General features: G+C 56.1%; 2 pseudogenes. Both read left to right on the forward strand.

Going from position 1 to position 2,241, the window contains the following annotated elements:
- Window positions 1–1,321, forward strand: a pseudogene (locus PRZ03_RS23745) (heme utilization protein); the annotation flags it as partial.
- 515 nt (window positions 1,322–1,836) lie between these two features.
- Window positions 1,837–2,241: pseudogene (locus PRZ03_RS23750) on the forward strand (heme utilization protein); the annotation flags it as partial.

Here is a 2,241-nt window from a genome sequence, read left to right on the forward strand (position 1 = left end):
CAGTGAGGACCTGGCCGCCATCGGCACAGCCGGTCTGAGAGGCTTGAGCGCCGCACAGATCACGGCCATGGACACCGTGCAGTTGACCGGCCTGGGCACCGCTCAGATGGCGGCCCTGACGAGTGCGCAAGTCGCCGGTTTGACGACCGAGCAGATGGCCAACTTTGCGACTGATGATCTGCGGGCCCTCTCTAGTTCAGCCATTGGAAGCCTGAGTACCACACAGTTCGAAGCGTTGGACTCGGTTCAAATCAGTGTTCTGAGCTCAGCACAAATGCGAGCGATGACGACTAGCCAACTCCACACCTTGACTACGGAAGAAATAAATGCCTTGGGGTCGGCTCAGATTGCTGCCTTGAGCTCGGCACAGCTAGGAAGCCTTGGTACGGAGCAGTTCAGTGCCTTTCAATCACAAGACATCAAAGCCTTCGTAAGCTCCCAAATGGCCGGTCTGACCACTGAGCAGATCCATAGCATCACATCTGACCAGGTCAAGGGATTTGACACCGAGGATCTTGCCAAGTTGAACATGAACCAGGTCGTTGCCTTCACGACGGAAGCATTGAGTGCGATGACGGCATCACAACTGGATGGACTCTACCTCGCTACGCCGATCATGTTGGATTTGAACGGCAATGGCGTACAGACTTTGTCCGCTGAACAAGGTGTCAGTTTTGACCTGAACGGCACAGGTGCCGCGCATAAGTACGGGTGGGCAACTGGCGGAGACGGCTTGCTGGCGATGGACCGTAACGGCGACGGGGTGATCAATAGTGGCGCCGAGTTGTTCGGCTCCGGGACAATACTAGCCTCTGGTAAACACGCTGCTAATGGCTATTTGGCGATGGCAGCGGAAGACAGCAACCACGACGGCAAGCTCGACGCGCATGACGCCAACTTCAACAAGCTCAGAGTCTGGGTGGACGCCAACCATGACGGCAAAACCGATACCGGCGAGTTGAAAACGCTGGCGGATATGGGAATAACCGAACTGGATCTGCAAGCCAAGTCGAGTACGGCCGTTGACCACGGCAACTTGATCGGACTGGTCTCGGGTTACAAGACGGCGGACGGGGGAACTCATCAAATGGCCGACGTCTGGTTCGCCAAGGACGTGAGTCCAAACGGGGAGCCGAGCAAGGCCTCACCTGCATTGACTGACTTGCTAGCGGCTCCGAGCGAGAACTTGCTGGTTCAGGATGATGGCAAACATATAGCCCCATCGATGGGCGACAAGCCGAGTGAGTTGCATCACGCCCTGCTGGAACGCAAGTTGATTGAAGACGAGGAAAACCATCGTTTGAACGGGCCGCTGCTCTAACCTGAGAGGGTGCCTTCGAGCGCCCTCTGTTCCAGCGAGCATAAGGCGTTATCCATGCTCCTCATCTTTTCAAGCCTTTGCCTCGGAATTCCGAGCAACAACTGTCGGCGTTTTGCGAATTCAAGGTCAGGACTAGACAAGTTTTGTGCGGTCGTTGAGAGAGTGAAGATAAATACTTGAATGAATCACAGTAGATACATATGAGTTGGTTAGACAGAAACTCAAAAAAAGCTGAGGCGAATGAAGCGGCATTCCTGCTTCCATTTCGTCGATTCATTCTGGGCCGAGCTTTCGGCGTCAAGCAACCAAATTACTGAGCGAGCTCAAAAATGGCTTCTTTCATCTCAAGCTTAAATACCGCGCAGATAGCGATGCTGTCTTCGTCAACCCTGGCAAGTCTGACTTCCGTGGATTGGGCTGCGTTCACCAGCGCTCAAATCCAGGCGCTGACCACCCAGCAAGTAGGCTCGCTTGGTACTGGTCCTGTGAGTTTCATCAGCTCTGCGCAATTTGCGATGTTTGAGACGCAAGACCTACTGGCCATGTCGACCCGTGCGATCGCAGCCATGAGGACCGACCAACTGGCCGCTCTGGACTCCGCTCAGATCGGTGCTTTGAGCAGCACCCAAGTGGCCAGCCTGAGCACCAGGCAAGTAGCCGGTCTGGGCAGCGATGACTTGAACGCTTTGACCAGCGGGCAGATTGCCGCACTGGGCTCAGCCCAGATCGCCTCGATCGCGACCGCACAGATCGCCAGCTTGGTCAGCGACGATGTGATCTCGCTGGGTTCGGCCGGTATCCGCGCCTTCACCAGTGCGCAGCTCGGCGCGCTCAGCACCGCCAATCTGCAAGCGCTGAGCTCGGCTCAAGCCGCCGCATTGACCTCGTCTCAAGTCGTGGGCTTGACCACGACGCAGATG

Origin of the sequence: Roseateles albus, from assembly GCF_028595345.1 — a bacterium.
Lineage (GTDB): Bacteria > Pseudomonadota > Gammaproteobacteria > Burkholderiales > Burkholderiaceae_C > Paucibacter_A > Paucibacter_A albus.